Origin of the sequence: Pseudooceanicola aestuariicola (genome assembly GCF_045763785.1) — a bacterium.
In the GTDB taxonomy this organism is placed as follows: Bacteria; Pseudomonadota; Alphaproteobacteria; order Rhodobacterales; family Rhodobacteraceae; genus Pseudooceanicola.
Map to the genome: position 1 here is coordinate 743897 of NZ_JBJGSF010000002.1, position 22077 is coordinate 765973.

22 protein-coding genes are annotated in these 22077 nt (G+C 61.6%); 7 read left to right on the forward strand and 15 right to left on the reverse strand.

Annotated elements, in window-relative coordinates; all coding sequences use genetic code 11:
* Positions 1-8: 8 nt before the first annotated feature.
* Genes ACI3GR_RS11625 through ACI3GR_RS11635 form a run of 3 tightly spaced genes read right to left on the reverse strand, consistent with a single transcriptional unit; the run spans position 9 to position 3237 of the window.
* Positions 9-470 carry a DUF6173 family protein gene (locus ACI3GR_RS11625; RefSeq protein WP_407494912.1) on the reverse strand — a complete coding sequence of 154 codons (462 nt, stop codon included), beginning with the start codon at positions 468-470 and terminating at the stop codon, positions 9-11.
* Positions 470-1513 carry an MBL fold metallo-hydrolase gene (locus tag ACI3GR_RS11630; protein WP_407494675.1) on the reverse strand — a complete coding sequence of 348 codons (1044 nt, stop codon included), beginning with the start codon at positions 1511-1513 and terminating at the stop codon, positions 470-472. The genes ACI3GR_RS11625 and ACI3GR_RS11630 overlap by 1 nt, the downstream gene beginning before the upstream one ends.
* Positions 1510-3237 carry an acyl-CoA dehydrogenase family protein gene (locus ACI3GR_RS11635; protein ID WP_407494676.1) on the reverse strand — a complete coding sequence of 576 codons (1728 nt, stop codon included), beginning with the start codon at positions 3235-3237 and terminating at the stop codon, positions 1510-1512. Before ACI3GR_RS11635 ends, ACI3GR_RS11630 begins: the two co-directional genes overlap by 4 nt.
* Before the next feature lie 131 nt (positions 3238-3368).
* Between ACI3GR_RS11635 and ACI3GR_RS11640 the strand changes: the two genes are divergently transcribed.
* Positions 3369-4307, forward strand: coding sequence for an L-threonylcarbamoyladenylate synthase (locus tag ACI3GR_RS11640; RefSeq protein ID WP_407494677.1), 939 nt, complete (start codon positions 3369-3371; stop codon positions 4305-4307).
* Here ACI3GR_RS11640 and ACI3GR_RS11645 read toward each other — a convergent pair.
* Positions 4304-4870: a YqgE/AlgH family protein gene (locus ACI3GR_RS11645; RefSeq protein ID WP_407494679.1), complete on the reverse strand. Its 567-nt coding sequence runs from the start codon at positions 4868-4870 to the stop codon at positions 4304-4306. The genes ACI3GR_RS11640 and ACI3GR_RS11645 overlap by 4 nt on opposite strands.
* Positions 4871-5024: 154 nt before the next feature.
* Here ACI3GR_RS11645 and ACI3GR_RS11650 point away from each other — a divergent pair, with 154 nt between their 5' ends.
* Positions 5025-5822: a protein-disulfide reductase DsbD domain-containing protein gene (locus ACI3GR_RS11650; protein WP_407494680.1), complete on the forward strand. Its 798-nt coding sequence runs from the start codon at positions 5025-5027 to the stop codon at positions 5820-5822.
* 11 nt (positions 5823-5833) lie between these two features.
* Here ACI3GR_RS11650 and ACI3GR_RS11655 read toward each other — a convergent pair whose 3' ends face one another.
* From ACI3GR_RS11655 to ACI3GR_RS11675, 5 genes are all read right to left on the reverse strand, one after another.
* Positions 5834-9223, reverse strand: coding sequence for an efflux RND transporter permease subunit (locus tag ACI3GR_RS11655; protein ID WP_407494681.1), 3390 nt, complete (start codon positions 9221-9223; stop codon positions 5834-5836).
* Position 9224: 1 nt separating this feature from the next.
* Positions 9225-10682, reverse strand: a complete 1458-nt coding sequence (locus ACI3GR_RS11660; protein ID WP_407494683.1) for an efflux RND transporter periplasmic adaptor subunit — start codon at positions 10680-10682, stop codon at positions 9225-9227.
* 119 nt (positions 10683-10801) lie between these two features.
* A complete protein-coding gene (gene moaB / locus ACI3GR_RS11665; protein ID WP_407494685.1) occupies positions 10802-11329 on the reverse strand; it encodes a molybdenum cofactor biosynthesis protein B in 528 nt (175 codons plus the stop codon).
* Complete coding sequence (locus ACI3GR_RS11670) at positions 11326-11940, reverse strand: LysE family translocator (protein WP_407494687.1); 615 nt, start codon at positions 11938-11940, stop codon at positions 11326-11328. The genes moaB and ACI3GR_RS11670 overlap by 4 nt, the downstream gene beginning before the upstream one ends.
* A gap of 5 nt (positions 11941-11945) precedes the next feature.
* On the reverse strand, positions 11946-12734 hold the full coding sequence (locus ACI3GR_RS11675; RefSeq protein ID WP_407494688.1) for a uracil-DNA glycosylase: 789 nt from the start codon (positions 12732-12734) through the stop codon (positions 11946-11948).
* A 100-nt stretch (positions 12735-12834) separates the two neighbouring features.
* Between ACI3GR_RS11675 and trpB the strand changes: the two genes are divergently transcribed.
* The 4 genes from trpB to ACI3GR_RS11695 all read left to right on the forward strand — a co-directional run bounded on the left by trpB (position 12835) and on the right by ACI3GR_RS11695 (position 15779).
* Entirely contained in the window at positions 12835-14085 is a 1251-nt protein-coding gene (trpB, locus tag ACI3GR_RS11680; RefSeq protein ID WP_407494690.1) for a tryptophan synthase subunit beta, read from the forward strand.
* Positions 14086-14232: 147 nt separating this feature from the next.
* The gene (locus tag ACI3GR_RS11685) at positions 14233-14748 is read left to right on the forward strand and encodes a hypothetical protein (protein ID WP_407494692.1); all 516 of its coding nucleotides are present in this window, start codon (positions 14233-14235) and stop codon (positions 14746-14748) included.
* 65 nt (positions 14749-14813) lie between these two features.
* Positions 14814-15221 carry a hypothetical protein gene (locus tag ACI3GR_RS11690; RefSeq protein ID WP_407494693.1) on the forward strand — a complete coding sequence of 136 codons (408 nt, stop codon included), beginning with the start codon at positions 14814-14816 and terminating at the stop codon, positions 15219-15221.
* A 27-nt stretch (positions 15222-15248) separates the two neighbouring features.
* Positions 15249-15779 (forward strand): helix-turn-helix transcriptional regulator, encoded by a 531-nt coding sequence (locus tag ACI3GR_RS11695; protein WP_407494694.1) that lies wholly within the window; start codon positions 15249-15251, stop codon positions 15777-15779.
* A gap of 14 nt (positions 15780-15793) precedes the next feature.
* On the opposite strand, the gene ACI3GR_RS11700 is transcribed toward ACI3GR_RS11695, so the two are convergent.
* From ACI3GR_RS11700 to ACI3GR_RS11720, 5 genes are all read right to left on the reverse strand, one after another.
* Positions 15794-16174 carry a DUF2237 family protein gene (locus ACI3GR_RS11700; protein ID WP_407494695.1) on the reverse strand — a complete coding sequence of 127 codons (381 nt, stop codon included), beginning with the start codon at positions 16172-16174 and terminating at the stop codon, positions 15794-15796.
* Positions 16171-17232, reverse strand: coding sequence for a DUF2332 domain-containing protein (locus ACI3GR_RS11705; RefSeq protein WP_407494696.1), 1062 nt, complete (start codon positions 17230-17232; stop codon positions 16171-16173). The genes ACI3GR_RS11700 and ACI3GR_RS11705 overlap by 4 nt, the downstream gene beginning before the upstream one ends.
* The gene (gene pth, locus ACI3GR_RS11710; protein WP_407494698.1) at positions 17229-17930 is read right to left on the reverse strand and encodes an aminoacyl-tRNA hydrolase; all 702 of its coding nucleotides are present in this window, start codon (positions 17928-17930) and stop codon (positions 17229-17231) included. The genes ACI3GR_RS11705 and pth overlap by 4 nt, the downstream gene beginning before the upstream one ends.
* Before the next feature lie 33 nt (positions 17931-17963).
* A complete protein-coding gene (locus ACI3GR_RS11715) occupies positions 17964-18413 on the reverse strand; it encodes an Rv1443c family protein (protein ID WP_407494700.1) in 450 nt (149 codons plus the stop codon).
* Between the two features lie 106 nt (positions 18414-18519).
* Positions 18520-19161, reverse strand: a complete 642-nt coding sequence (locus ACI3GR_RS11720; protein ID WP_407494701.1) for a 50S ribosomal protein L25/general stress protein Ctc — start codon at positions 19159-19161, stop codon at positions 18520-18522.
* 179 nt (positions 19162-19340) lie between these two features.
* Between ACI3GR_RS11720 and ACI3GR_RS11725 the strand changes: the two genes are divergently transcribed.
* Positions 19341-20558: an Hsp70 family protein gene (locus tag ACI3GR_RS11725; protein WP_407494702.1), complete on the forward strand. Its 1218-nt coding sequence runs from the start codon at positions 19341-19343 to the stop codon at positions 20556-20558.
* Positions 20559-20560: 2 nt separating this feature from the next.
* Here the strand turns inward: ACI3GR_RS11725 and ACI3GR_RS11730 are convergent, their stop codons facing one another.
* Positions 20561-22045, reverse strand: coding sequence for an inorganic phosphate transporter (locus ACI3GR_RS11730; protein ID WP_407494703.1), 1485 nt, complete (start codon positions 22043-22045; stop codon positions 20561-20563).
* Positions 22046-22077: the final 32 nt, after the last annotated feature.

Sequence of the window (22077 nt, forward strand, 5' to 3'; positions counted from 1 at the left end):
CCGGGCTGTCACGTCTGAGGCGGGGCCTGCGTCGACTTTTCCAGATCCCGTCGCAAGCGGAACCCGATCCGGCGCGGCGGGTCCATCGGAATGACCTTGGGCATGGCGCGGAGTGTCACGGAAAGTTGTGTAAAGTGTTGAACCAATTGGGTCTTTGCGCCAGAGCCGTCCTGCCCGTAAAAGGTGATGATATCAGGGTCGAAAAACCCCATGCCTTCGATCCGCAGCACGCCGGCCTCTCCTCCGACAAAGCCCATGGCGACTTCGTGATCGGCATCAAGATTTTCTTCGAATGCCTGAATATACAGCACCAGCCGTTCATAGGCCCATTCCGCCGGGCTTTTGGCGGAAACAGGTTTCTCGGTTACATGATTCGGCAGATCACGCTCGCCCTCGGGCAGGGCGTCGTGGCGGCGGGGCAGGGCATCGTTTTCATGAGCTTCGGCGGATGTTGCGATCTTTTCATCCATCATGTGGCCTGCCAGTAGAATGCGCCGTCATCGCCAAGCGTACGGGTCGCCCGCCCGATCTTGTGCAGATGCTGTAGGTGGGCATAAGCCTCGACCATGGCGAGGCCGTAGATCGCGTCGACGATTTCGCGTTTGAAAAGCGGAGAGAAGCAATCCACAGCGACCTTCGGGGTTTCGATGTGTTTCGACAGCCTGTCCAACGCGGTGTGGTGGTTGGCGATCAGGTCGTTCATTCGGCGCGGCAGCCCGGTAAAGGGCAGCTTGTGCCCGCCGATGACCAGCTGATCTTCGCGTGCCAGATGGGACAGCCGTTCACATGCTTCAAGCCACTCGGCCAACGGGTCGGCGTCGGGTTCGGCGGGCTGGACGCCGACATTGGGGCTGATCGTCGGCAGAACCTGATCGCCCGCGATCACCAGATTGTCGTCGCGCGACCACAGGGTTACATGCTCTGGCGCGTGGCCATTGCCCATGTGCACGTCCCAGTCACGGCCGCCTGCGCGGATCACGTCGCCCTGTTGAATGCGGGTGTGACCCACAGGCACGGGATGCACGATGTCCGAGAAGTTGAAGGGCCGTTCAGTGCGTCGTTTATCCAGACGATCCTTGGGCATCCCCGCGCGTTTCCAATATTGGATTGCTGCGTCCGAAGGGTACTTCTCTTCGTCCAGCACCAGCATCCGGGTCAGCAGGTAGGTCGTCCGGGACGCCCAGTGTTCGGCACCGTGATGCGTCATCAGCCAGCCCAGCATCCCGACGTGGTCAGGGTGGTGGTGTGTGCAGATGACGCGGCTGATCGGTTTGCCCTTTAGCGGCCCCGCGATGATCGCCTGCCATTCTTCGACCGTGTCGGGCCGATAGGTACCCGTGTCGATGATTGTCCAGCTGTCACCGTCGTCCAGCGCGACGATGTTCACCCACTTCAGCGCCATCGGCAGGGTGATGGAGAACCACAGGACGCCTTCGGCCACCTCGACCGCCTCACCCCGGCCGGGAATTTCGGACCAGGGAAAGGCGAGCGGGGCGAAGTCAGACGGGCTCACGCGGTCAGGTCCTCGGTCGTTAGCGCATAAAGGTCTTCGGCCCCGGTGACAGCGTGGGCCAGGTGGCCGACGTGTTCCGGCAGAAGGCGGTTGATGTAGAAACGTGCCAGCCGGGTGCGTGGGCCGTTGTCGCCTTCGGCCATTGCGGCCTTTAGGTGATAATGCGCGCCCAGCACACGGGCAAAGCCCATCAGGTAGGGAACAGCCCCTGCGAAACGTTCGTTCAGATCGCCCTGATCGGCCATCCATTCGGTGGCCTCACGCAGGGTTTCTGCCGCTTGCCAGACGTTTTCGCCAAGTTCGGGCAGGGTGCTGCGGGCGGCTTCGGCGGTGGCTTCGATTTCGTCAATCAGGGTGTTGGCGGTGTCGCCACCGTCGATCATCTTGCGCGCAACCATGTCCATGGCCTGAATGCCGTTGGTGCCCTCATAGATGGCGGTCACCCGAACATCGCGCGAATATTGCGCAGCGCCGGTTTCTTCGACAAAGCCCATGCCGCCATGCACCTGCACGCCCAGTTCGGACACGCGAATGCCGACCTCGGTCCCGAAGGCCTTGGCGATGGGCGTCAGGAAGGCGGCGCGGGCGTCCCAGGATTTCTCTCCGGTGGCGTTGGCCATGTCGATGGCGACACCGCAGGCCAGCGCGATAGCGCGGGCGGCGAAGGTGTCGGCCTTCATCGTGGCAACCATGCGGCGCACGTCGGCGTGGTCCAGAATGGTGCCGGTGCCCCCGTCTTTACCGTCCAGCGGGGTGCGGCCCTGTTTACGGTCCAGTGCATATCCAATGGCGTGCTGCATTGCGCCTTCGGCAATGCCGATACCTTGAATGCCGACGCCCAGACGCGCGTTGTTCATCATGGTGAACATCGCAGCCATGCCGTTGTTTTCCTTGCCGACCAGCCAGCCGGTCGCGCCGTCGAATTCCATAACGCAGGTGGGCGACCCGTGGATGCCCATCTTGTGTTCCAGCGACACGACGCGCAGCGAGTTTGCATCGCCAAGGCTGCCGTCGTCGTTGGGGATGTACTTGGGCACCATAAAGAGGCTGATGCCCTTGGTGCCTGCGGGCGCATCGGGCAGGCGCGCCAGAACCAGATGGCAGACGTTGCCGCCAAAATCGTGGTCGCCCCAAGAGATATAGATCTTCTGACCTGTGATGGCGTAGGTGTCGTCGCCCTTCGGTTCAGCCTTGGAGGTCAGCGCGCCCACGTCTGAACCGGCTTGCGGTTCGGTCAGGTTCATCGTGCCCGTCCATTCACCCGAGGTGAGCTTGGGCAGATACATCTCTTTCATCCATTCGGGCGCGTGGTGTTCCAGCGCCTCGATCTGGCCTTGGGTCAGCAGCGGGTTCAGACCCAGCGACATATTGGCCGCCGCGAACATGTCGTTGACCGCGCAGTTCAACGTCAGGGGCAGGCCCATGCCGCCGTATTCCGGCATCGCCGCCAGACCGACCCAGCCGCCTTCGGTGATCGCCTTGAAGCCTTCGTCAAACCCCTTGGAGGTGCGTACAACGCCGTTTTCCAGCCGTGCCGGATACAGGTCACCATTTCGGTTCAGGGGGGCCAGCTTGTCATCGGCCAGCTTGGCAACTTCGGTCAGGATAGCGTCGACCGTGTCCGGCGTCGCCTCTGCGTACTTCTCGGTCTCCGCGATTTTGGCGAAGTCGACAACATTTTCCAGAACGAACGAATATTCCGATACGGGGGAGCGATATGGCATAAGGACCTCCTCATAACTGCGGCGTTTGCTTGGCAAGCGGCACGTCGTCTTCTATGCACGGCTTTGGGCCGAAAGACTAGAGACGCGACTGCTGAGTGCCCTTAAACGCGGCGTCATTTGAAGGTGTTGCAGTGACCGAAGTGATCAAGCCGGATTCGTCAGGACTTGCCCGCGCCGCTGCGATTCTGGACGACGGCGGTCTTGTCGGTATGCCGACCGAAACGGTTTACGGGCTGGCTGGCGATGCTGCGAACGACCGTGCGGTCGCCGCGATCTATCAGGCGAAAGGGCGTCCCAGCTTTAATCCGCTGATCGTCCATGTGGCTGATGTCGATCAGATTTCCCCCTTGGGTCATCTGTCGGATTCGGCAAAGCGATTGGCAGACGCGTTCTGGCCGGGCCCACTGACGCTGGTGCTGCCGCTGCGTGACGATGCGCCGGTGTCGGCCTTGGTCACCGCTGGCCTTCCGACCTTGGCGGTGCGGGTGCCGGGCCACCCTGTGTCGCGGGCGCTGTTGCAAACCTTCGGCCGGGGGGTCGCCGCGCCGTCGGCCAATCCTTCCGGGCGCGTCAGCCCAGTGTCTGCGGCGCACGTTATTGCGGGCCTCGATGGGCGGATCGATGCGGTTTTGGATGGCGGCGAATGTTCGGTCGGGTTGGAAAGCACCATCGTTGGTTTTGCAGACGCATCCCCGATGATCCTGCGGGAAGGCGGCGTGCCGGCAGAAGCTTTGGCCGAGGTTCTTGGCCGCCCCTTAGCGGTCAGGGAAGAGGCCGGGGCGATCACCGCGCCGGGGCAGATGGCATCCCACTATGCGCCCGTGGGGCGGGTTCGGATCAATGTGACGCAGCCAGAGCCGGAGGAAACCTTCGTCGGTTTCGGCCCGGTGGAGTGTGATCTGAACCTGTCGGAAAATGCTGATCTGGCAGAGGCCGCGGCAAACCTGTTTCGCCATTTCCATCAATTGGATGCCATGGGCGCGACCCGGATTGCCGTGGCGCCCGTACCCGACGAAGGTCTGGGTCGTGCGATCAATGATCGTCTGCGCCGGGCGGCCGCGCCGCGTTAGGCGTGACCTGCGGTCGACGACAGGGCCAGCGCATCGATGTTTTCGTTCGCCAGCGCGACTTCCCATTTCTTCTTGTCAGGGGTGCCGAAAAGCAGATCGAACGGCGCATCACCGGTTAGCCAAGCATTCTGAGCCAGTTCGCTTTCCAGCTGTCCCGGCCCCCAGCCGCAATACCCCAACATGATCAACGTCTTATCCGGGCCGTTTTCCTGTGCGATATCTTCAAGGATATCCAAGGTGCCGGTCAGCGCGATTTCCGATGTCACGGGCAAGGTCGAAATTGCGCTGGAATAATCGCGGGAATGCAGAACGAACCCGCGTTCCGTTTCGACCGGCCCGCCCGCATGGATCGGTCTGTCGCGGAAATCAGGCGCGCGGTCCAGATCAAGCTGATCGGCCAGATGCGAAAGGTCCACATCGCCCGTGGGGTGATTGATGATCAGCCCCATCGCGCCTTCGTCGGAATGGGCGCAGATCAGGATGACCGACCGCGCAAATCTGGGGTCGCCCATGTCAGGCATGGCGATCAGGATTTTTCCACTAAGGTCCAGTGTCTGTTCCAAGTCAGTACCGGAGGGGCTGGTTTTGCTGGCTGCTCATACTTTTGAGTGTGGGATCTTTGTGGCCCGGTTTCAACGGTTGAGCTGTTGCAACATCCTATCGCCTATTTGTGAGTTGGCATTGAATTGCCGAACCGCCATCTCTGATGGCATGAAAATGTTGCGCGCACTCACACTTGGGCTGGCTGCCCTGCTTCCGGTTTCGGTTTTGGCAAACCCCTATGCCGACAATCTGTCGGCACGTCTGGTGCAGGGATGGCAGCAGGGGGATGGCAGCCATATCGTCGGGTTGGAACTGACCCTGAAAGACGGATGGAAAACCTACTGGCGTGCGCCGGGCGATGCGGGCGTTCCGCCCATATTTTCGTGGTCCGGGTCCAGCAACGTGGCGCGTGTCGACGTGATATGGCCGAAGCCTGAGGTGTTTTTCCAAAACGGAATGCGATCCATCGGGTACAGCGACCGCGTGATCCTTCCTCTGCATGTTCAGCCTGCACAGGGCGGGGCAGTTGAATTGGATGGCCAGTTGCAGATCGGGATATGTTCCGACATCTGTGTGCCTTTGGGGGTGGATCTGTCTGCGCTGCCTTTGCCTGAAACCTCGCGACGAAACGCGGCGATCGTGGCGGCTTTGGCTGAACGGCCCTTCACCGCGAGGCAGGGCCGGGTGCGCAACGTGTCCTGCGACGTGGCGCCTGCGGGCAAAAAGATGCGGTTGCGGGCGCAGATCGAACTGCCGTCCACTGGTGGGAATGAGGTCGTTGTTTTTGAGCCTCGTGACCCGTCGATCTGGGTATCCGAGTCAGTCACAAAACGTCAGGGCAATCGTCTGATCGCCGAGGTCGACATGATGGCGATGACCGGCGGTGCGATGATGCTGGACCGCGAAGCACTGCGCCTGACGGTTCTGGGTGATGCCTCTGCCGTCGAAATCAACGGCTGCCCGGCTCGATGATCTTTGCCCTTTTAGGCGGCGCGCCGTCGGGTCAATCCCAGCGATATGGCGCTGATGACGTAGATCACAAAGGTGATTAGCGCGGCACCAAGAACGAACAGCACCAGCGCGGACATCATCGGCGATCCCAGCGGCGCTGCGGCGGCCAAGGGCTCGGGCAGGCTCCCGCTCCACAAGGTCCAGCCCATCGTAGCAATCAGCCACAGACCTGTCGCCGCGCTTGCGCCTAGGGTCACGGCCCGCAGGGGGCGGGCACGGTCAGCCCGCATTCCACGTCGCCAAGACCGCACCAGCCGCCCGATATCATCCTGAACCGCCATCAAGGCCGGAACGATCATCAGAACCAGCACCATCCCGAAGCCTAAGCCATAGACCAGAGTGATCACCGTCGGGCGCAGGAACTGCGCTTGGCTGGATTGTTCGTACAGTAGCGGGGCCAGACCCAGAACCGTTGTCAAAGTGGTCAAGACCACGGGCCGCAAACGATCTGCCGCCCCGTCGATGATTGATGGCACCAAGCCACGCGTTTCCGAATATTCGTCAATCGTCGTCACCAGAACGATCGAGTCGTTGATAATGATGCCGGTCATGCCCAGCAGCCCGACGACCGTGAACATCGACAGCGGTACGTCCCACAAATAGTGCCCGTAAATAGTGCCAACCAAGCCGAAGGGGATGATCGCCATGACGACCATCGGTCTGGTCCAACTGGAAAACACCCACGCCAGAACAAGGTAAATACCCAGCAGAACAAGGATCGCGCCGTTGCGGGCATCGGTCAGGAAATCGCTTTCTTGTTCGCTTAGCCCCGACAGACGCCATTCGACCTGCTGTTCGCTGGCGATGGTCGGCAGGATGTCTGTCTGCAGCGCCTCGATGATCTCAGCCGCGCGGGCGGGGTCGTCTTCGGAAATGTCGCCGTTCACGGAAATCAGACGCAACCCGTTTTCGCGCCGCACGGTCGAAAACCCGGTCTGCCGCGTGACACGGACGATGTCGGCCAAGGGCACATAGCTGCCCGCGGCTGTGCGCATCTGTGTCCGGTCAAGGAAATCGGCAGTGAGTTCGTCCTCGGGTAGTTCGACGCGGATCGTCGCGCTGCGCGGACCTTCGGGATAGGTCGCGGCTTCGATCCCGTTCAGGCGGTTGCGCAACACCCGCCCCAAGCCATCGATGGTGAAGCCAAGCGCCTGCCCCTGCGGGGTGAGTTCCAAGATCAGCTCTTCCTTGTCGTAGGTCATGCTGTCTTCGACGGCGGACACCTCGGGGAAGGGGATCAGCGCTTCTTTAAGCGCTTCGGCGGCGTCTTTAAGCGTGCCCGCGTTCGCGCCGTAGAACTGCACGTCCAACGCATCACCCCCAGGGCCAGAGCGCCAGCCGCGAAACGACAGTTCTTCTAGCATGGGGTGGCGTTCGACCTTGTCCTGCAGGGCGCCAAGAAAGGCGAAGGAGGAATAGGGGCGGAAATCCGGGTCGATCAGTTCAATCGCGATGCTGCCCAGAAGGTCTGCGTCTTTGGTGTCGGACCCGGTCAATGCGCGCCCGGTGTTGCCGCCGATTTCGGCCAGCGCGTAATCGACGGGGTTGCGGCCATGCTCGGCCTCGTATTCCCCGGCCAGATCGTTGACCGCCTGTTGCAGCAGCCGCAGCTGCGCGATCGTATCGGCGCGGGTGGCGCCCTCGGCCATCATAAAGTTGCCGCTGATCGACCCACGTTCGGGCGCATTGAAAAACCGCCATGGCACCTGCCCGCTGATCAACAGAACGGCTTGGGTCGACAGGGCGACCGTGACCAGCGCCAGCACCGGATACCGCGCCCAGACGACGGCGGCCATGAAGGGGCGGAACAGCGTGTCGCGGACCCAGCCGAAGCCTTTGTTCACCTGACGCGAGGGCCAGTCGTACCAATGTTCCTTGTCGGTGTGTTCCAACGCGTGGGACATGTGGCGCGGCAGGATCAGGAAGCATTCGACCAGCGATGCAATCAGTACCGCGATCACGGTGAACGGAATATCTGCGATCATGTCGCCAAATCGTCCGCCGATAGCCGTCAAGCCAAAGAAGGCGATGACCGTGGTCAGCGTCGCGGAAAAGACCGGCATCGCCATGCGGCGGGCGGCATTTTCGGCGGCGACAATAGGCTCTTCCCTTAGCTTGCGGGCACGGGCATCCGCATGTTCGCCCACGACAATCGCGTCATCCACCACGATACCGGTCGTGATGATCAGCGCAAAAAGCGAGATCATGTTGATCGTCAGCCCGCCCAGATACATCAGCGCGATGGCGGCTAGCATCGACACCGGGATCCCCGCCGCGACCCAGAACGCCGTGCGCGCGTTAAGGAACAGGAACAGCAGGACCAGCACCAGACCCAGCCCCATCAGGCCGTTGTCCAGCAGGATGTTCAGGCGACCGGTGATCGCTTCGGCCCGGGTGCGGATCAGATCGATCGATGTGCCTTCGGGCAGGGTTGTGACCATGCGATCTGCAACGTCCTGCACGATGTTCTGGATTTCGATCGCGTCGCCCTGATCTGATCGGTCCACGCGCACGGAAATGGCAGGGTTGTCGCCCACGAAATAGCCGCGCAGACGTGCGGCGCCTTCGACGGTGATCGTCGCCACGTCGCCGACGATCAGGTTCGACCCATCGGTGTTCGACCGCAAAACGATACCCGCGATCTGATCGGCAGACCGTTTTTCGACCCCGGTACGCACGCGGGCATTCGCACCCGTCACGTCGCCTGCGGGGCTTGCATCGACCTCGGCCGCGATGGCGCTGGCGATCTCGGCCATGGTCACGTCATAGGCAATCAGGTTGACCGAGGGCACTTCGATCAATGTCTGCGGCGCGGCGACGCCACGGATGGTGGTGCGGGTGACGCCTTCTGCAAAGAGGCGGGTCACGAATTCATCGGCAAATCGACCCAGTTGATCGACGGCGACTGGTCCCGTGATGACCACATCCGTGACCCGGTCGCGCCAGCCACCGCGGCGAATGTTCGGGTCTTCGGCTTCTTCGGGCAGGTTGGTGATTGCGTCCACTGCCGCCTGCACGTCGTCGCCCGCGCGCGACATGTCCCAGCCCGGCTCGAACTCCAGATTGATCGAGGCGCGGCCTTCTGTCGAGGTCGAAGATGAGCTTTCCACGCCTTCGACCGCGAGTAAGGTCGGCTCCATGATCTGGACGATGGCGCTGTCGATATCTTCTGCGCCGGCCCCGTCCCATGTGACAGATACGTTGATGTCATCAATGATAGTGTCGGGAAAAAACTGCGCCCGCATCTGCGGTACGGCGGCGATGCCCAAAGTCAGAAGAACGACCAGCAGAAGGTTCGCGGCGGTCCTGTGTCGGGTGAAGTACGACAGGATGCCTTGGGCGCGTTCCGGGGCGGGGATCATGTCAGCCTCCCATCCGGGATTCGATGCGTTCGACCATTGCGGCGGGGACGCGGTCGGCATCAAGCTGCGTCAGGATCCGGGTTTTGACGTCAGACGGCAAGCGGGTGTTGCCGTTCACGAAGGCCTTAAGCTTTTCACGTCGTTCGGGCGTCAGTTCCACCAAAGATGGGGTCGCTGCTTCGGCCTGCGGGCCAGTGCGCAGCGGACGAACTTTGATCCCTGCCCCCAGCAGAGGGGATCGTTGGGCCACGATCTCGCGGCCTTCGATGATCGGAGACCGAACCAAAACATCATCCCCCTGACGTCGCATCAGGGTCACCGGCAGCACCTCAAGCCGTTCTTCGGCGTTGATGGCAAGAACGGTTTCGGCGGCATCTACGGCGGTCGCGGGCAGGCGGGCCACGCGTTCCAGCGGGGGTTCAGTGACCAATACAGTGACAAAATCACCCGGCTTCAGCCCGCGTGCGGTGTCGAGGCGGGCAAAGATCAGGCGTCCGGTCTGCCCTTCGGCGACTGCGGCGCTGTCTCGGGTGATCGTGCCTTCGCTGGCCAAGGCGATACCAGAGACGTCCAGCGTAACGGTAACTGGCGCCTGTAACAGCTCACCATCTTCATTCAGAAGACGGGCGTATTGCGAGGTGGAGACGCGGAACGCTACTTCAAGCGCGTTGTCATCAACCAGCTGTGTCAGCTGTTCATTGGCTGAAACGAGGCCCCCTTGGACCGCGTTGGTTTCCGACAGGGTGCCATCGAATTCAGCGCGGATCACCGTGTCGTCCAGATCGCGCTGTGCCTCTGCCTGCGCGATGCGGGCGCGGTTCAGGGCGTTGGCCGCCGTATCGACGCGCGTTTCAGCTTGGGCCAGCGCGTTGCGGGCCGATAGAACCGCCTGCCGGGCAGAGGCCGCAGCCAGTTCGGCCGTTTCCACAGCAGAGGCGCTGCCGACGCCGCGATCCGCCAGATCGACCTGCCGTTCATACGCGCGTTGCCGCAAATCTGCCTGTTCCTGCAACGAGGTCAGCGTATCGCGCGCTATTTCTACGGCAGACCTTGCGTCGCGTGCCGCAACCTCGGCATCGGCCAGATCGTTGGTGGCGCGGTCCAGCGCGGATTGCGCGTTGGCCGGGTTGATGCGCGCCAGAACCTGACCGGCAGTGACGCGTGCGCCGTCTTCGAAACCTTCGGCCAGTTCGACGATGGTGCCGCCCGATGCCGCGCGGATTTCCAGTGTCCGGCGACTTTGAACCTCACCAAAGACGGTCATGATGGGCGTAATGGTTTCCAGTTGTGCCTGCACAAGGTTCACCGAAAACACCCGTTCGCGCGCCGTCGGCATGCGGGGTTCATCCGACATACGGGCCACGACCGCGTCGCGCACGTTGGCCACAGCAAAGACCAGCAGGCCAAGGGTCACTGCAATCAGGAACAGACCTGTCAGGCTATGTCTAAGAAACCGCATTCAAAACTTCCAAAAAGGGGCACCCACACATGGTACGCCCGTGGCTTGGTTTGCCAAGCCACGACCACGTGACATCCTTTTTACGTCGGACGTGCGGGATTCCGTCGAAAATAAACTGACTACTTTCGCCGCAGGTGTTCGTCGAGCCGGGGCATGATCTCGACAAAGTTGCAGGGGTTGTGGCGGTAGTCGAACTGGTGGACGAGGATTTCGTCCCAAGCGTCCTTGCAGGCGCCAGTGCTGCCGGGCAGGGCAAACAGGTAGGTGCCGCCCGCGACGCCAGCGGTGGCGCGGCTTTGTACCGCCGAGGTCCCGATCTTTTTCATCGAGACGATGGTGAAGACAGTCCCGAAGGCGTCGATTTCTTTTTCGTAGACGTCCCTGTGCGCTTCGACGGTCACATCGCGTCCTGTCAGGCCAGTGCCTCCGGTCGACACGATTGCGTCGATGGCCGGATCGGCGATCCAGTCGCGCAGCTGGGCGCTGATCTTGTCGCGGTCGTCGGTGGTGATGGCCCGCGCGGCCAGTCGGTGGCCCGCATCTTCGATCCGCTGAACCAGCGTGTCGCCGGATTTATCTTCGGCCAGCGTGCGGGTGTCCGACACGGTCAGGACGGCGATACCGATAGGGATGAACTCTTTGGTCATTTTGCCTCCAGCGTGGCAAGGCGCAGGGCCAGCAGGCCGAAAACCCCGGCGCTGATGCGGCCCAGCCATGTTGCGAATCTGTCTGACCGGGCCAATCGGTTACCCGCGCCGCCCGCCAGTTGACCGACCAGCCCGTTGATGATGAACCCGCCCAGCCCAAGCATGGCGCCGTAGGTCAGGAATTGCGGCAAAAGCGCACGCGCGGGGTCGATGAACTGCGGAATGAAGGCCAGCACGAACAGGATCACCTTGGGGTTCGTCAGGTTAACCATCAACCCTTCGCGCAAGGCGTGGCTTGGCAGATGATCAGGCACGTCCTGACGGGTCTGGCGCAGGGAGTTGAGCGCCAGCCACAACAGATAGACCACGCCGATCCAGCGGATCACGGTGAGGATGCCGGGATGTGCCGCGATCAGGGCCGCAAGGCCAAGGCCCGCGACGGTTGCATGCACGAAAGAGCCAAGTGAGATACCAAGCGATGCGGCCCAAGCTGCACGCGGCCCCCGCCGCAGCCCTTGGGCAAAGCAAAACATCATGTCCGCGCCGGGCGTGAGGTTCAGCGCCAAACCCGCAGGCAAAAAGGCCAAAAGCAACAGAGGGTCAAAAGGCATCAGCGTCAGGCCTTTGCGTTCAGGCGCACGCGCAGGGACAAAAGGTCTTTCCACGCGTCACGCTTGGCATGGGGCTGGTTAATATTCGTGGGGTGCACCATGGGCAGGGCGGGGATGCCGAACGCCTCGTCCCATGTGCCGCGCAGGCGCATGATGCCCTGTTTCTTGACCGCTGCCAGACAGGCGATGTTCCCCATCATCACCAAGAAATCAGGCGCGACCAGTTCGACATGCTTTTGCAGGAACGGCAGCATCATCGCGATTTCTTCGGGCGCAGGGTCGCGGTTCTGTGGTGGTCGCCAAGGCAGGACGTTTGTGATGTAGACGGCCGTTTCGGGGTCTTCCGATCCGCGGTTCAGACAAATTGCCGCCAGCATCCGGTCCAGCAAAGCTCCGGTTCGGTCTGTGAACGGCTGCCCCGCCCGGTCGTCTTCGCGGCTGGGCGCTTCACCAAGGATCATGACGCGAGCGGCGGGGTTTCCGTCGCCAAAGACCAGCGATTTGGCGCCGCGCTTCAGCGCGCAGTGGTCAAACCCGGCCAGTGCCTGTCTCAATTCGTCCAGAGACGTTGCCGCACCAGCCGCGTGTCGGGCTACTTCGACCGCGTCGATTTCCTTGCGCTCGACCGGTTGAAGGTGCGCCTGCGCCTTGGCTTTTGCTGGGGGATTGGCGGCCAGTTCCTCGGCCACGGCAAAGCGATCGATGGGGGTATCCCCGATCGCTTCGTCCGCGCCCAGATCGACCTGCCAGTCCAGCAGGGCGACCGCGCTGTGCCAGTCAGCAGCCGATTCCATGGACCAAACCTATAATGCCGCGGGGGCGGGGGAAACTAGGGCTGGAATTCATGTGGCTTTGCCAATAATTACGGGCGGAAACTTGATGGCGGGGATGGTCATGGACGATCTTTTCAATTCCTTCATGAACGGACCGGACGAAAAAGGTCGGTTTGGGCAATTCGGCGGGCGCTTTGTGTCGGAAACGCTGATGCCCCTGATCCTTGATCTTGAAGCCGAGTACGAGAAGGCCAAGACCGACGACACCTTCTGGGCCGAGATGGATGATCTGTGGAAGAACTACGTCGGTCGCCCGTCGCCGCTGTATTATGCCGCGCGGCTGACCGAACATCTGGGCGGCGCCAAAATCTACCTCAAGCGGGATGAGCTGAACCACACCGGCGCGCACAAGATCAACAACGTGCTGGGCCAGATCATTCTGGCGCGCCGCATGGGCAAGACCCGGATCATCGCGGAAACCGGTGCGGGGCAGCATGGTGTGGCCACGGCGACCGTCTGCGCCAAGTTCGGTTTGAAATGCGTGATCTACATGGGCGCGCATGACGTGCAGCGTCAGGCGCCCAACGTGTTCCGTATGCGGTTGCTGGGGGCCGAAGTGGTTCCCGTGACCTCGGGTCGGGGGACGTTGAAAGACGCAATGAACGATGCGCTGCGCGACTGGGTCACCAATGTGCACGAGACGTTCTATTGCATCGGCACCGTCGCTGGCCCGCATCCCTATCCGGCCATGGTCCGTGATTTCCAGTCGATCATCGGCAAGGAAGTCCGCTGGCAACTGGCCGAGCAGGAAGGCGAAGGCCGTCTGCCCGACACGATCATCGCGGCCATTGGCGGCGGGTCTAATGCCATGGGTCTGTTCTATCCGTTCCTAGATGACCCATCCGTTCAGATCATAGGCGTCGAAGCCGGGGGCAAGGGCGTCAACGACGATATGGAGCATTGCGCGTCACTGACGGGCGGACGTCCGGGCGTGCTGCATGGCAACCGGACCTATCTGCTGCAGGATGACGACGGTCAGATCCTCGAAGGATATTCGATCTCGGCCGGGTTGGATTATCCAGGTATTGGCCCCGAGCATTCGTGGCTGCATGACATTGGCCGGGCGCAATATGTCTCGATCACCGACATGGAGGCGCTGGAGGCGTTCCAACTGTCCTGTTCGACCGAAGGCATCATTCCCGCGTTGGAGCCCTGCCACGCACTGGCGCATGTGATGAAGATCGCGCCGACGCTGCCCAAGGACCACATCATCGTCATGAACATGTGCGGTCGCGGTGACAAAGACGTGCAGACCGTGGCGCGGTTCCTTGGCTTCGATATGTCCGATACGGAAGGCCGGTCCGCCGACTAACCCCGGTTTAGACATTTGGTTTATGCATGCAGACCCCCGGTTTATAGCCGGGGGTTTGTACTTTTGGGACAATATGCCTGCCCCGCCGGATCGGGGATGTGATCGGTGTCGCCATCGTCGGCGTCGATTTTCGAAAAGGCTAGACCAATGACCAATATGACCCGCAACACGATCGTTGCCTTAGCGTTCGCCATTACCGGCACGATGGCCCTGTCTCAATCCGCGTCGGACGCGCTGGTGGCGCAGCTATCGGAACAAGGGTTCTCTCGGATCGAGGTGAAGACGGGGCTGTCCCAAACCAAGATCGAAGCGACCAATGGCGTCGAAAAGCACGAGTACGTCATCGACAACGTGACCGGCGGTATGCTGAAATCCGAAGTCGGAGCGCTGGACGCGGACGACAGCAATCGGCCCGGCATCTTCACGCGTCTTTCGCAGGCGAATTTCCTGCGTGGTGACGATGATGGCCATCGCGGTCATGGATCAGACGATGACGGTGACCACGGGGATGATGACCATGGTGAGCGCGGTGATGATCATAGCGGGTCGGGCAGAGACCACGACCGCGGCGATGATCACGGCGATGATCATGGGGGCGACCATAACGGTGACCACGATAGCGGTCGCGGCGACGATGGTGGCCACGGATCGGACCACGATTGAGGCGTGGTGTGAAAAACAAGGCCTCCTGCCAGCGTAGGGGGCCTATGGGTGCAAAGGAAACTTTGATGACGACTATCAGATCCGCGATGTTCATTGCCATTTCGACAGTTCTGCTGGCGACGGCAGCCGTTGCGCAGGATCGTGTGCAGGGTCTGATCCAGTCCCTTCAGACGCAGGGTTTCAGCCGGATCAAGGTCGAGCGTACGTGGCTGGGCCGGACCCGGATCGAAGCGCGTGGACCCAATGGCGAACGTGAGATCATCGTGAACGATCGCACCGGAGAGGTGCTGCGCGACTATTTCGAAGACGATCAAGATGATGACGACGATGATGACGATAAGTCTGATCGCAGTGGTAAGTCCGGTTCCGGCGGCGGGGATGATGACGATGGTGATGACGGCGACGACGGGGACCGCGACGGCGACAGCGATGGCGACAGCGATGGTGATGATGGAGGCGATGGTGACGATTGATCTGTTGTGTCAGCCGCGTGGAATCTTATGAACCGGCGCGCTCTGGGGCTGTTTATTCTGGTCGTTTTCCAGGTGTCCTGTGCGCTGTTCTTTATCTCGGACATTCTGTCATCGGTGATCGGCATCCGTAGCCGCCCGATGTCATGGCAGATGCGTGAAATCATCGAACTGCTGGTCGCTGCCGGATTGATGTCGGGCGTGATCTTGGGTGCCGTCGTCCTGCGGCGGACAATCCGCAGCGAAGAGCGCGCCCGCGAAAAGCTGCGCCGCGCGTCTGGCGCGTTCATGGATATGCTTGAAGAAACCTTCGACCAATGGGGGCTGACACCTGCGGAGCGTGACGTCACCCTGTTTTCGGTAAAGGGGTTTTCTATCTCGGAAATCGCGCAACTGCGTGGGGTCAGTGACGGAACGATCAAAGCCCAGACCAACGCGATTTATCGCAAGGCGGGGGTGTCGGGGCGGTCGCAATTGCTGGCGCTGTTTATCGATCAGGTGGTGGAGTTGCCTGAAGCAGGCTCTGGCAGCTCAGGAGACGGCAGTCCCAAAGCCGCTTAGCCGTAGTCGCACTGTCAGTCCTGCGCGACCTCGTACTCCTTCAGGATTTCCAGCGGCACGATCTCCAATGCCTTTTTATGCGTCGATTGCAGCCGCACCTTCGGCGCGCAGCCCTCATCATGGGCCTGCAGAAACCGCGATGCGCACAGGCACCATGCGTCCCCAGCCGACAGACCGGCGAAGCCGAATTCAGGCCGCGGGGTGCTAAGGTCGTTGCCTACGTATTTCGAAAAGGCCAGAAATTCGTCGGTCATGATGGCGCAGACGGTGTGGGACCCGGTGTCTTCGGCGCAGGTGTTGCAGTGCCCATCGCGGAAATAGCCCGTCAGCGGCTGGGTCGAACAGGTTTCCAAAGGCTTGCCCAGAACGTTCACGCTGGGGTCTTGGCGGGTCATCGGGGTCTGCCTTTCATCGCGTCGGTGGCCTTTAGCGTTATGCCGTGGGGGTTCATCGATCCTAGGTCCATGATGTCCGGCTCGGCCTCTCCGGTCCAGAGGGTCAGTCGGATCCTTGCGTTCGGAGCGGTGCCTTCGGCTTCGACCCATAGGTGGGCGATAGGTGCCTCGGGGGTCGCCTTAGCCCCGGCAGTGGCCAAGGCGTCGCGGCAGGCGGCGTCGGTTGCGGGTGGAAAATATTGCCAAGCGATCGTGTGATAGATCAGGTGCAGGCGACCGGGCATGGGCGTGGCCAGTCGGCGTGCCAGCCATTCGGCGGCGTCCCCTTTTTCGACGACGGGGTCAGCGATCGACAGAGCGGCCTCAAGCCGTTGCATTCGTTCAGGCTGATCCGGCCAAGTGTAGCTGCGCAGGCGCAACACGTCGTTGGGTTCAGTCGGGTTCAGCGGGTTCAGATCGACACCGCGTCTTTCGGCGACGGTGAACGGTGCCTTTGGGGGCAGCGGCCCTGACCAATCCGGCGATAAGGTCAGAACGGGCTGCGGTGCGCCCCGCGTGGTGCCATCGGGAAGGGACAGGGCGAAGCGGTCAAAGAACAGGTTCAACCCGGCCGACGCGCCTAATTCTGACAGGCACAGGGGTAGGCCCGGACAGCGCGCCGCCAATATGTGCGCGGCCGAGATCATGGCGGCGCTGCGCCGGACCTCGTTCGTCTGGGGCGCGCTGTCCAGCCAGTGCATCAGGTGGTCGGTGTGCGCGTCCATTGCCGCACGGATCGCCGCCCAAAGGGTGCCGTCGGATGTGTCATTGGGCGGGTAGGCCGCAATCAGTCCGTCATCGCGCCCCATCAGAACCAGCGCGTGAAGCCCACCAGCAAAGCGTAGGGCAATCGCGTCGCCGTAGGCGGTGGCATCGCCCGGCCATTGAAGCAGGCGGTCGGAAACTGGATGGCCGGGGGCCAATCGCGCCCCGCAAATCCGCAACATTCGCGCCATGAAAGGTGAACCTAGGCGGCTGCACGCCTCGGCCTGACGATCAAACAGCGCCTGAAGGCTCATCTGAATTTATCGGCCAGCTTCTGAAGGGCTGACCGGCTGTCCGGTGCCTCTTCTTCCGTTTTAGTGGCCGCGCCGGCAACATCTGCGGCTTTTGCTTTGGCGGCGGACTTGTCGCCGGTTGAACTGCGCGGCGGCGCGGTGCGCAACGCGACGGCATTCATGAACTTGCACGCATCGCCCTTGGCCAGTTGCGCGGCCCCGTCGGCGACACCCCGGATGACATCGTCCAGCCAGTCCTGATCGGCCTTGGCGAAATCGGATAGGACATAACCCGCGACCCGATCCTTGTGGCCCGGATGCCCGATGCCCAGCCGGACGCGCTGATAGTCCGCCCCGATATGCTGATGGATCGACCGCAAGCCGTTATGGCCGGCATGGCCGCCGCCCTGTTTGACGCGCACCTTGCCAGGGGCAAGGTCCAGCTCGTCATGGAACACCGTCACGTCGTCCGGTGTCAGCTTGTAGAACCGCATCGCCTCTCCTACCGCCTGACCGGAAAGGTTCATGAAGGTTGTGGGCTTCAGCAGGATGACCTTTTCGCCATCCAGATTGCCTTCGCTGACCTGCCCCTGAAACTTGGAACGCCACGGGGCAAAGCCATGATCGTCAGCAATACGATCCAACGCCATGAACCCGATATTATGTCGGTTGCCCGCGTATTTTCCGCCGGGATTTCCAAGACCAACAAAGAGTTCCAAGCGCCTAGCCCCCTATGGATGCGTGGCCCCGGTTTAGCGAAGCGCCCCGCGCTGGTCCAGCAATCTAAGCCGGGGCTTGTGGCGCGCGCGGTACATCATATTGGCCCAGCCGACGATCAGAGGCGTTTTCCATCCCGCCTCGATTTCGATGTCGTCGATCAGGCGCGCGCCGTGGGACGTTTCTTCGACGCGGCCCACGTGATTCCAGCTTTTGACGCCGCTGCCTTGTTCGGTCGATCTGAACATGCGTTGTTCGTCGTCGACCTCAAGAATGGTAATCCCGTAGGGTTGGGACGGCAGTCTTCCGAAGAGAGACACCTGCGCATTGATCTGCTGACCCGGATACATGTCGCCCGAGGGCACGCCTTCCATCCTGACCATCTTGGCGTTCATTTCCACAAGCGCATCTAGGTCTTTGGTGACGGCCCAAAGGTCATCTGGGGAACAGGTATAATCGCTGACAACATGGACATGGCCGGGCATGGAACGCTCCTGATTGAACACGCCAAGCGTGGCACGCTAAGGGGCCATAGCGCAAAGAAAAACGGCCCCGCAGATGCAGGGCCGTTTCAATTCGATGATCAAGCGATCACGCTTCGGGATCGGGCTCGACCTCGGTCGCGACGGTTTCTTCAACTTCTTCTTCATCGTCGGCGCGCAGGCCGGTCGGTGCAGAGATGTTGGCAATCACGAAGTCACGGTCGATGACGGGCTTGGAACCCTGCGGCAGCTCAACGCTGCTGATCGTGACGGTGTCACCGATCTGCAGGCCAGCCAGATCGACGACCAGCTTTTCGGGGATATCACCAGCAACGACGTTCAGTTCCACGTCGGCACGAACAACGGCCAGAACGCCGCCTTTTTTCAGGCCGGGTGCTTCGTCTTCGTTGATGAACTCAACGGGGACGTGCAGGTTCACGCGGGACGTACGACGCAGGCGCATCAGGTCCAGGTGGGTCGGCAGGTCCTTGACGACGTCGCGCTGCACGTTGCGGCAGATCACGCGGACGTCTTCGTGGCCCTCGACCTTGAGGTTCCACAGGGTCGCGAGGAAACGGCCTGCTTTCAGCTTTTTCAGCAGATCGTTGAACGGAATTTGAATCGGCAGCGGATCGTTGTCGCCACCGTAAACAATACCCGGAACCATGCCAGCGCGACGCGCTGCGCGAGCGGCGCCCTTGCCCGTCCCCGCACGTTCCTGGGCTACGAGATCAGGAATTTCTCCAGCCATCAGTCTATTCTCCTAAGGTTAGGCGGTCATCCTCCAAGGCTGTATGACCGCATGAAGTCGCGCGCTTACACGGATTCTGGAAGGTTGGGAAGGGGAAATCGCCCGGACAGCATGTGGACCAGTTGCTATTCCGGTGCACCTTGTCTAGTCGGGCCGCTGGCCCGCGACAAGGATATCCCATGCCCCGTCTTGCTGTCGATTTTGGAACCTCGAATTCTGCGGTCGCCTATATGGACGGTGGCGCGGTTCGGCGTGTGCTGCTTGAGCATGGCGAAGACACGTTGCCGACGGCGGTGTTTTTTCCGGTGGGTGGTGCCATGCAGATTGGCCGTGCGGCCGGACAGGCGCTGATTGACGGGGTCGAAGGGCGCTATATGCGGGCGCTGAAATCGGTGCTGGGGACGCCGCTATTTCACGAAAGCCGTTTGATGGGTGGACGGCGCCAGACGCTGGCCGATGTGGTCACCGCGTTTTTAAAGCGTCTGCGAGACATGGCGCAGGATCAGTCTGGGCTATCTTTCGATGCCGTGCTGTCTGGGCGACCAGTGCGGTTTCATCACGACCCGGTTCGGGACCAACAGGCCGAAGACGATCTGCGCGCCTGCTATGTTGCCGCAGGATTCACCACAGTCGATTTCCTGTTCGAGCCCGAAGCGGCCGCGCTGTCGAGCGTCGGGAACTCCGGAGACCTTGGTCTGATCGTCGATATCGGCGGTGGTACGTCTGACTTCACTGTATTCCGGCGTGGGGCCAATGGGGTCGAGGTCATCGCCAGCCACGGTATCCGGCTGGGCGGCACGGATTTCGACCGTGCGCTGTCGCTGACGACGGCGATGCCCGAACTGGGCAAGGGTACCGAACTGCGACGCGAGATGGGGGAAGGGCGACTGCCCGTGCCGCAAGCGATCTACACCGATCTGGCGACGTGGTCGGCGATCCCGTTTCTCTACACGCGAGAGACCGAAAGGATGGTCGAAGACTTGGTGAAGTTCGCCGTCGAACGCCCAAAGCTGGAGCGGTTGCAGCGAGTGATCCGCGACCATTTGGGCCACGATGTCGCCTTTGCGGTAGAGGCAGGGAAAATCGCTGTGAATGGTGACGGGCCCGCGCAGATCGACCTGAGTGTGGTAGAGCGCGACCTGTCGTTACGTCTGACCAAGGGCGGGTTGAATGCGGCCTTGGCCGAATTCACTGATCCCCTGAAGATGACGATCTATGAAACGCTTCAAGCTGCACAGGTCTCGCCCATGCAGATCGGTTCCGTGGTGCTGGTCGGCGGGTCTAGCCTGATGCGGCTGGTGCAGGACACCGCGCAGGAGGTCTGCCCGACCGCGCAGCTTTCGCGGTCGGAGGCTTTTACCGGTGTGGTCGACGGGTTGGCGCTGGCTGCGGGCTAGGATCAGGTCGCGACGATCCGGATCACGTGGAAGATCGCAGCGGACAGCAGGGCGGCAGCGGGCACCGTGGTCACCCAAGCCGCGACAATCGTCATGAAGTGCGAGCGGCGGACCAGCTTGCGGCGGCGGCGTTCTTCGGGTGACAGGTTCGGGCGATTGGGCACGCTTCCGCGCGCCTTGCGCAACCGACGCTCTGCATCCCATTCCCGGAAGAACCCGACGCCAAAGACCGCACCGACCGCGATATGCGTGGACGACACCGGCAGGCCCAGCCAACTGGCGATGATCACCGTGATCGCGGCAGACAGCGCCACGCAATAGGCGCGCATTGGATTCAGCTTGGTGATCTGGCTGCCGACCACGCGGATCAGCTTGGGTCCGAACAGGAACAAACCAAAGGAAATCCCGAAGGCGCCGATCAGCATGACCCAGAAGGGGATCGACACGGCTTGGGTGAAATCCCCGGCGGCCGAGGCTTGAACGATGGCCGCCAAGGGGCCCACCGCATTGGCCACGTCATTCGCACCATGCGCAAACGACAGCAGTGCCGCAGAGACGACGAGCGGGATGCCAAACAGGACCTTCAGCGATTTGTTGCGGTTTTCCAGCCCCTCGGACTGACGGCGGATCACCGGGATCATGATCATCCAGCACAGCACGCCAATCGCCGCCCCGATACCAAGCGCCGTCAGGATGTCGATCTTGATCAGTTTCTTGATGCCTTTTAGCGCGATGTAGCTGGCGAAAGTCCCTGCCATCACGCCAACCAATACGGGCACCCATCGGCGGGCCGCCGCTATCTTGTCTTCGCGGTAGATAATGTTCGACTTGATGAACCACAGGAAACCAGCCGCCACGAGGCCACCCAGCAGCGGGGAAATCACCCAGCTTGCTGCAATCGCGCTCATCGTCGGCCAGTTGACCGCTGCGAACCCGGCCGAGGCGATGCCTGCGCCCATCACGCCGCCAACGACCGAATGCGTGGTGGACACCGGCGCGCCGATCCATGTGGCAAGGTTGACCCACAGGGCGGACGACAAAAGGGCTGCCATCATGGCCCATATAAAGACCTCGGTCGTGCCCATGCTGGAAGGCGCGATGATCCCCTTGGCGATGGTCGATACCACGTCGCCCCCGGCAATCAGGGCGCCCGCGCTTTCGAAGATGGCGGCGATGGCAATCGCCCCGCCCATCGTCAGGGCATTAGCACCGACCGCAGGGCCCATGTTGTTGGCCACGTCGTTCGCGCCGATGTTCAGCGCCATGTATGCGCCAAAGGCCGCCGCGATTACGACGATCAGCGTGTTGCTGGTCGACCCGAACAAAAGCAGCGCGCCAAGGGCTGCGCCCAGAATGAAAAGGAATGCGATGCCCGGCCCGACAAGGGGGCGCGCGATGTAGGACGAGGCCAGTTCGATATTCGACAGCCGCCCTAGATCGCGGTCCAGCGTTTCCAAATGACGTGAGTGATCTTCTGAATTCGACATGTTTGGACCCCCTAGGTCTTAGGGTGACTAAT

Bases quoted from the DNA above. Each gene is read 5' to 3' on its own strand.
- ACI3GR_RS11625 (WP_407494912.1), bottom strand. From the start codon at position 470: ATGGATGAAAAGATCGCAACATCCGCCGAAGCTCATGAAAACGATGCC.
- ACI3GR_RS11635 (WP_407494676.1), bottom strand. From the start codon at position 3,237: ATGCCATATCGCTCCCCCGTATCGGAATATTCGTTCGTTCTGGAAAAT.
- ACI3GR_RS11650 (WP_407494680.1), top strand. From the start codon at position 5,025: ATGTTGCGCGCACTCACACTTGGGCTGGCTGCCCTGCTTCCGGTTTCG.
- ACI3GR_RS11655 (WP_407494681.1), bottom strand. From the start codon at position 9,223: ATGATCCCCGCCCCGGAACGCGCCCAAGGCATCCTGTCGTACTTCACC.
- ACI3GR_RS11660 (WP_407494683.1), bottom strand. From the start codon at position 10,682: ATGCGGTTTCTTAGACATAGCCTGACAGGTCTGTTCCTGATTGCAGTG.
- moaB (WP_407494685.1), bottom strand. From the start codon at position 11,329: ATGACCAAAGAGTTCATCCCTATCGGTATCGCCGTCCTGACCGTGTCG.
- ACI3GR_RS11670 (WP_407494687.1), bottom strand. From the start codon at position 11,940: ATGCCTTTTGACCCTCTGTTGCTTTTGGCCTTTTTGCCTGCGGGTTTG.
- ACI3GR_RS11675 (WP_407494688.1), bottom strand. From the start codon at position 12,734: ATGGAATCGGCTGCTGACTGGCACAGCGCGGTCGCCCTGCTGGACTGG.
- trpB (WP_407494690.1), top strand. From the start codon at position 12,835: ATGGACGATCTTTTCAATTCCTTCATGAACGGACCGGACGAAAAAGGT.
- ACI3GR_RS11685 (WP_407494692.1), top strand. From the start codon at position 14,233: ATGACCAATATGACCCGCAACACGATCGTTGCCTTAGCGTTCGCCATT.
- ACI3GR_RS11690 (WP_407494693.1), top strand. From the start codon at position 14,814: ATGACGACTATCAGATCCGCGATGTTCATTGCCATTTCGACAGTTCTG.
- ACI3GR_RS11695 (WP_407494694.1), top strand. From the start codon at position 15,249: ATGAACCGGCGCGCTCTGGGGCTGTTTATTCTGGTCGTTTTCCAGGTG.
- ACI3GR_RS11700 (WP_407494695.1), bottom strand. From the start codon at position 16,174: ATGACCCGCCAAGACCCCAGCGTGAACGTTCTGGGCAAGCCTTTGGAA.
- ACI3GR_RS11705 (WP_407494696.1), bottom strand. From the start codon at position 17,232: ATGAGCCTTCAGGCGCTGTTTGATCGTCAGGCCGAGGCGTGCAGCCGC.
- ACI3GR_RS11715 (WP_407494700.1), bottom strand. From the start codon at position 18,413: ATGCCCGGCCATGTCCATGTTGTCAGCGATTATACCTGTTCCCCAGAT.
- ACI3GR_RS11720 (WP_407494701.1), bottom strand. From the start codon at position 19,161: ATGGCTGGAGAAATTCCTGATCTCGTAGCCCAGGAACGTGCGGGGACG.
- ACI3GR_RS11725 (WP_407494702.1), top strand. From the start codon at position 19,341: ATGCCCCGTCTTGCTGTCGATTTTGGAACCTCGAATTCTGCGGTCGCC.
- ACI3GR_RS11730 (WP_407494703.1), bottom strand. From the start codon at position 22,045: ATGTCGAATTCAGAAGATCACTCACGTCATTTGGAAACGCTGGACCGC.